This is a genomic window from Paracoccus wurundjeri, assembly GCF_030678915.1.
Lineage (GTDB): Bacteria > Pseudomonadota > Alphaproteobacteria > Rhodobacterales > Rhodobacteraceae > Paracoccus > Paracoccus onubensis_A.
This window is the reverse complement of the sequence record NZ_JAUUTZ010000056.1, coordinates 1-5,768: the sequence shown is the minus strand read 5'-3', so window position 1 is coordinate 5,768 and position 5,768 is coordinate 1. Positions and strand designations below refer to the sequence as shown.

The window sequence follows — 5,768 nt, the reverse complement described above, 5'->3', positions numbered from 1 at the left end:
CCCGGCCTCCCCCCATGCCGGGGGGCGCTCTACACTCCTTAAAACATAAAAAACCCCCCGCCCGCCCCTATATTTCCCCACAAATCCCCGGGGGGGGGCCCGGGGGGCGGGGGGGGGGGGCCCCCCCCCCCCTGTCCCGGTTCAGTATTTCTGCGGTACATATAGCTCGCGTGGCAAGACCTCGCGTTCGTAATCGGGGTTGAAGACCCGATTGGGCAGCGTGACCTCTTCATGCGGCACGTCCTCGTAGGGGATGAGGTCCAGCAGATGACTCATGCAATTCAGCCGTGCGCGTTTCTTGTCGTTGCCCGAAACGATATACCACGGCGCCTCTTCGATATTCGTGCGCTCGAACATTTCTTCCTTGGCCTTGGTGTAATCCTCCCAGCGGACGCGGGACTGCAAATCCATCGGCGACAGCTTCCATTGCTTCAGCGGGTCGTGAATGCGGATCAGGAATCGCATCTGCTGTTCTTCATCGGTGATCGAGAACCAGTATTTCACCAGCCTGATCCCCGAGCGCACCAGCATCCGTTCGAATTCGGGAACGTCCTGAAAGAACTGCTCGACCTGATCGTCATCGGCAAAGCCCATCACGCGCTCTACCCCCGCGCGGTTATACCAGCTGCGGTCGAACAGGACGATTTCGCCGCCTGCCGGCAGATGCGGCACATATCGCTGAAAATACCATTGGGTCTTTTCCCTGTCCGATGGCGCGGGCAAGGCCACGGTGCGCACTATCCGGGGGTTCAGGCGCTGGGTGATCCGCTTGATCGCGCCACCCTTGCCCGCCGAATCGCGGCCCTCGAAGATGACGACCACCTTTTCCTTGTGATAGCTGACCCAGTCCTGCAACCTGATCAGTTCCGATTGCAGGCGCAGGAGTTCCCGGAAATATTCCTTGCGCGGCAACTGATCGGGATGGTGGCTGTGATAGATGCGTTTGATCTCGGCGGACAGGATCGCGTCTTCCATCTCGATCTCGACATCCTCGTCGATTGTGTCCTGAAGCTCGGCTTCCAGCCAGTCCTTTGGGTGCTTGTTCATAATACTCTCCGGTATGTGCCTTCCCTTTAATGCGGCAATGTAACGGAAATAAGGCCATGACGGGGACAAGGCGCAAGGGATGCGGCTCAGCCGTCGAATTTCGCCGCGCAGCTTCGGGTGACGGCGATGACGAAACCGCCGCGCCCGTCATCGACGGTTCCGCACCATGCGCCGCCCGTCGTGAACAGGCTTCTGGTGCCCTTGGCGGGACGATAGGCGATGCGGCGGCCATTCACGTCGAACAGGTTCAGCACGCCGCCCGCATTGGTCGCGTAATAGCCCAGAACCCCGCCATCCGCCGTGATGATCAGCCGCTTCTCGTTCGCCGGATTCGAGGGGCGGTTTCCCCATGTCGTCGGAGAATTGGCGGTATTGCCGGCGGAGTTCCATGTTGCATTGGGCGAGTTCGCCGGATTGGCGGGATTGTTCGCCGGATGGCCGGGACCCAGATCAAAGGGAAGCTGCGTCTGGTCCAGCACGATCAGCGGAGCATCCGCGATAGCGGGGACGGCACCAAGCCAAGAGGTTAACGCAACTGCAAGCATCCACCCCAGAGGACGGTTGGCAGTCCGGTCGGGCCTGGGATATGGGATGGTGGCGCGTGCGATTGCGCGGGGCTCGATTGCGGGTCCGATATCCATGATCTGCTCCGGTAATGGCCGCGCGATTCTGCCGGCTCTTCCAATGAATTGCCAGTGTCTTCGTCCGGCCCCCGCCTTGCAGGCGATCACCTGCGCGAGAGAACCCGGGCCACGCGCTCCCATTCCTGTGCATTGCCGGGAATGCCCAGCCGCAGCCAACGGTCGGAATAGGGAAAGCGCCTGCTCCAGATATGCGCATGGGCCAGCCGGTCCTGCTCGGCCATGGCGTTGCCGGTATCGTAAAGGCGGAACAGATGCGTTCCGCCCAAAGCCTGCCAACCCGCCGATATGGCAAGCCGATCAAGGCGCAGGCTGGCTTCGGAATGATAAACCACCGTGCTGTCGGCCCAGCCGTGATCGGCGATGGCAGCCGCGCCGATTTCCAATGCCGGCCCGCTGACCGGCCACGGTCCCGCAGCCTCGGCGAACGGTTTCAGAAAAGCGGGCGGGGCGATCAGAAAGCCAAGACGCAGCCCCGCCAGCCCCCAGAATTTGCCGAAGCTTCGCAGGATCAGCACATTCGCGGGCAGCATCGGGGCAAGCGACAGATCGGGGCGCGGATCGGCAAAGCTTTCATCCACGATCAGATGGCCGGTTTCCGTGGCCAGTTCCGACAGTTGCTCTGGCGCCCATTCGCGCCCGTCGGGATTGTTCGGATTGACCACGACCGCCAGATCCGCGCCCGCCATGTCCTCGATCCGGGCGCATTCGCTGACCTTCCAGCCGGCAGAGCGCAAGCTGGCCGCATATTCGTTATAGCTGGGCGTCAGAACCGTCGCCCGCCCCAGGGGAAGCAGGCGCGGGATCAACTGGATAGCAGCCGTTGCGCCCGCCACCGGCAGCACTGAGTTGGAATCGCAGCGAAACCATTCGGCGGCCACCCCGATCAGTTTCTGCTGTGCCGCCGCGGTAGGCAGGATGCGCCAGATTTGATCATCAAGGGCCGCCACCGGCCAGGGACGGCGGTTGATCCCGGTCGAAAGATCGATCCAGTCGCCCGGACCGTATTGCTTTGCCGCCCTGTCGATATCGCCACCGTGATCGCGCTGCATTCGCTTGCCTTTCAATGGCCTGCCCACCCCATAAGCGGGAATGCGACCGTGATAGTTCCCCTGCAACTGATATTTTCGCTTTACAGCAGACGCAATCCGCACCACGATATATTGTAAGGAGTTACCGGCGATCCCGCCCGGTGTTGAGGTCGCCACAATCTCTAGCGGTCATAAGACCGCGCTGGCAGTCAGGCAGGTACAGATATGGCACAGACCGGACATTTCATCCCAAGCGACGACATTCACCCGATTGATATCGTGGAAACCGTAGCCACGCATTATGAATGGGATTTCGACCGACTGGCGGATGACCAGATTGCAATGATCGTCGAAGGGCAGTGGCGAAGCTATTCGCTTACGCTCGCATGGTCGTCGGGCGAAGAGATGCTGCGCTTGATCTGCACATTCGATATGGACCCACCCGCAGACCGGCTGCCGATGCTCTACGAAGCATTGAACCGCGCCAATGACGAGGTGTGGGAGGGTGCTTTCACCTTCTGGGCGCATCAGAAGCTGATGGTATGGCGCTACGGGTTGGTTCTGGCCGGAGACAATCTGGCCACGCCCGAACAGATCGACGAAATGATCGGCAACGCTATTTCCGCCTGCGAACGCTTCTATCCCGCCTTCCAGCTGGTCGGCTGGGCGAATACGAGCGTGGGCGAAGCTCTGGACATCGCCATGGGCGAGGCCTACGGACGGGCATAAGGGGGCATTCCGCCCCCGTGATCCAGGGGGTGCGGATGAGCGAATTCAACGATATCAACGCGCGTGGCCTTGTACTGGTCGGCTGTGGCCGGATGGGTGGCGCGATGCTGAAAGGCTGGCTGGCACAGGGGCTGCAAGCCGGTGCCGTAACCGTGATCGACCCGAAACTTGCGCCCGAATGGCAGGACAAGGGATTGCGTGTGAATGCGCCGCTGCCCGAAAACCCCGCGGTTCTTGTGCTGGCCGTCAAGCCGCAGATGATGGCGGATGCCTTGGGCGAATTGCCCGATCTCGAAGATACGCTGGTCGTCTCGGTCGCGGCAGGCACGACGATCTCGACCTTCGAAGCCGCTTTCCCCGGCGCGCCGGTCATCCGGGTGATGCCGAACACGCCTGCGGCCATCGGCAAGGGCATCTCGGCCCTGATCGGCAATGACGGCGCGACCGCCGCGCATCTTGATCTGGCGGAAACCTTGATGTCTGCCGTGGGGCGGGTCGTCCGGCTGGACAATGAAGCACAGATGGATGCCGTGACCGGCCTGTCGGGCAGTGGCCCGGCCTATGTTTTCCACCTGATCGAAGCACTTGCCCGCGCGGGTGAGGCACAGGGCCTGTCCGCGGATATGGCGCTGGAACTGGCGCGGATGACCGTCGCGGGCGCGGGGGCGCTTGCCGTGGATGCCGACGAGGATCCGGCGGTCCTGCGCGAGAATGTGACCTCGCCGGGCGGGACCACCGCCGCAGGGCTGAAAGTGCTGATGGACGAGGAAACCGGCCTGCCGCCCCTGATAAGGCGCACTGTCGCGGCGGCGACCGAACGGGGGCGCGAATTGGGGAAGGGGGCGAAATGACGATCGGTTTCGACGATTTCCTGAAGGTCGATATCCGTGTCGCCACCATCACCCGCGCAGAAGCCTTCCCCGAGGCGCGCAAGCCCGCCATCAAGCTGTGGCTGGATCTTGGCGAATTGGGAGAGCGCAAATCCTCGGCGCAGATCACCCGGCATTACACGCCCGAAGATCTGATCGGCAAACAGGTGCTGTGTGTGGTGAACTTTCCACCGCGCCAGATCGGTCCGTTCATGTCCGAGGTGCTGGTGCTGGGGGTGCCCGATCAGGATAACGAGGTCGTCCTGATCCGCCCCGATCTGATGGTTCCGAATGGAGGGAGATTATATTGATGAAATTGCTTGTGACCCGGAAGATGACCGAAACGGCGACCCGTGCAATCAAGGCGCGGTTCGAAGCGGTTTTTCAGGATGAACCGCTGACCGAGGCCGAGGCCGCCGAGGCACTGCGGGAATATGACGCCGTGATTCCGACATTGGGCGATGCCTTTGGCGCGAATGCGTTCAAAGGCGATATTCGTTGCAAGATACTGGCCAGTTTTGGAGCCGGGTATAATCATATCGACGTGCAGGCCGCCAAAGAGGCGGGCGTTATCGTCACGAACACACCGGATGTCGTCACCGCCGCCACGGCCGACATCGCTCTGACGCTGATCCTGATGACCATGCGCCGCGCCAGCGAGGCCGAGCGCGTCGTGCGGGCCGGCGAATGGACCGGCTGGCGTCCGACGCAATTTCTGGGTGGGCATGTCACCGGGGCCACGGTGGGGATCATCGGCATGGGGCGGATCGGCAAGGCAATCGCCCGGCGCTGTCATCTGGGCTTCGGCATGCGGGTGGTGTTCCATAACCGCTCATCCGTTTCGGCGCTGGATATTCCCGCGCGCCAGATGCCGGATCTGCACGAGACGCTGAAAGCCTGCGACGTGGCGGTGATCTCGGTGCCCGGAGGCGCGGAAACCCGTCATATCATCGGGCAGGCGGAACTGGAGGCGCTTGGTCCGCGTGGGTATCTGGTCAATATCTCGCGCGGGGACGTGGTCGAGGAAGCGGCTCTGATCCGTGCCCTGAATGACGGCGCGATCGCGGGTGCCGGGCTGGATGTCTATGAAAAGGAACCGCATGTGCCGCAGGCACTGATCGATGCGCCGAATACCAGCCTGTTGCCGCATCTGGGAACCGCGACAGATGAGGTGCGGACCGATATGGGATTGCGGGCGCTGGATAACCTGATCGCTTTTGCTGAGGGCGGCGAGCCGGGTGACCGGGTCGTCTGATCGGGCCTTCCGGGTCGGAAGACATCGGTAAGCTGGGGCGGTTGCGTCTTGCGTTGTGTTGAACGCAAGGTCATCTGCGATCCGCAGGGGGGGGGGGGGGGGGGGGGGGGGGGGGGGGGGGGGGGGGGGGGGGGGGGGGGGGGGGGGGGGGGGGGGGGGGGGGGGGGGGGGGGGGGGGGGGGGGGGGGGGGGGGGG

General features: G+C 62.8%; 7 protein-coding genes. 4 read left to right on the top strand and 3 right to left on the bottom strand.

What is annotated here, in order from left to right:
* Positions 1–141: 141 nt before the first annotated feature.
* From ppk2 to cobD, 3 genes are all read right to left on the bottom strand, one after another.
* Positions 142–1,047, bottom strand: coding sequence for a polyphosphate kinase 2 (ppk2, locus tag Q0601_RS24540; RefSeq protein WP_305292830.1), 906 nt, complete (start codon positions 1,045–1,047; stop codon positions 142–144).
* 86 nt (positions 1,048–1,133) lie between these two features.
* Positions 1,134–1,688 carry a hypothetical protein gene (locus tag Q0601_RS24535; RefSeq protein ID WP_305292828.1) on the bottom strand — a complete coding sequence of 185 codons (555 nt, stop codon included), beginning with the start codon at positions 1,686–1,688 and terminating at the stop codon, positions 1,134–1,136.
* A gap of 86 nt (positions 1,689–1,774) precedes the next feature.
* Positions 1,775–2,740: a threonine-phosphate decarboxylase CobD gene (gene cobD, locus Q0601_RS24530; RefSeq protein ID WP_305292826.1), complete on the bottom strand. Its 966-nt coding sequence runs from the start codon at positions 2,738–2,740 to the stop codon at positions 1,775–1,777.
* Between the two features lie 204 nt (positions 2,741–2,944).
* On the opposite strand from cobD, the gene Q0601_RS24525 reads away from it, so the two are divergent.
* From Q0601_RS24525 to Q0601_RS24510, 4 genes are read left to right on the top strand one after another with little or no spacing between them, the layout of a single operon-like run.
* A complete protein-coding gene (locus Q0601_RS24525; RefSeq protein ID WP_305292824.1) occupies positions 2,945–3,448 on the top strand; it encodes a type III secretion system chaperone family protein in 504 nt (167 codons plus the stop codon).
* Between the two features lie 35 nt (positions 3,449–3,483).
* Positions 3,484–4,299: a pyrroline-5-carboxylate reductase gene (gene proC, locus Q0601_RS24520; protein ID WP_305292822.1), complete on the top strand. Its 816-nt coding sequence runs from the start codon at positions 3,484–3,486 to the stop codon at positions 4,297–4,299.
* Positions 4,296–4,628: a tRNA-binding protein gene (locus Q0601_RS24515; protein ID WP_305292820.1), complete on the top strand. Its 333-nt coding sequence runs from the start codon at positions 4,296–4,298 to the stop codon at positions 4,626–4,628. The genes proC and Q0601_RS24515 overlap by 4 nt, the downstream gene beginning before the upstream one ends.
* Positions 4,628–5,572 carry a 2-hydroxyacid dehydrogenase gene (locus tag Q0601_RS24510; RefSeq protein ID WP_305292818.1) on the top strand — a complete coding sequence of 315 codons (945 nt, stop codon included), beginning with the start codon at positions 4,628–4,630 and terminating at the stop codon, positions 5,570–5,572. The genes Q0601_RS24515 and Q0601_RS24510 overlap by 1 nt, the downstream gene beginning before the upstream one ends.
* Positions 5,573–5,768 lie beyond the last annotated feature (196 nt).

Excerpts from the sequence above, each read along its gene's own strand:
- ppk2 (WP_305292830.1), bottom strand. The coding sequence starts at position 1,047 with ATGAACAAGCACCCAAAGGACTGGCTGGAAGCCGAGCTTCAGGACACA.
- Q0601_RS24535 (WP_305292828.1), bottom strand. The coding sequence starts at position 1,688 with ATGGATATCGGACCCGCAATCGAGCCCCGCGCAATCGCACGCGCCACC.
- cobD (WP_305292826.1), bottom strand. The coding sequence starts at position 2,740 with ATGCAGCGCGATCACGGTGGCGATATCGACAGGGCGGCAAAGCAATAC.
- Q0601_RS24525 (WP_305292824.1), top strand. The coding sequence starts at position 2,945 with ATGGCACAGACCGGACATTTCATCCCAAGCGACGACATTCACCCGATT.
- proC (WP_305292822.1), top strand. The coding sequence starts at position 3,484 with ATGAGCGAATTCAACGATATCAACGCGCGTGGCCTTGTACTGGTCGGC.
- Q0601_RS24515 (WP_305292820.1), top strand. The coding sequence starts at position 4,296 with ATGACGATCGGTTTCGACGATTTCCTGAAGGTCGATATCCGTGTCGCC.
- Q0601_RS24510 (WP_305292818.1), top strand. The coding sequence starts at position 4,628 with ATGAAATTGCTTGTGACCCGGAAGATGACCGAAACGGCGACCCGTGCA.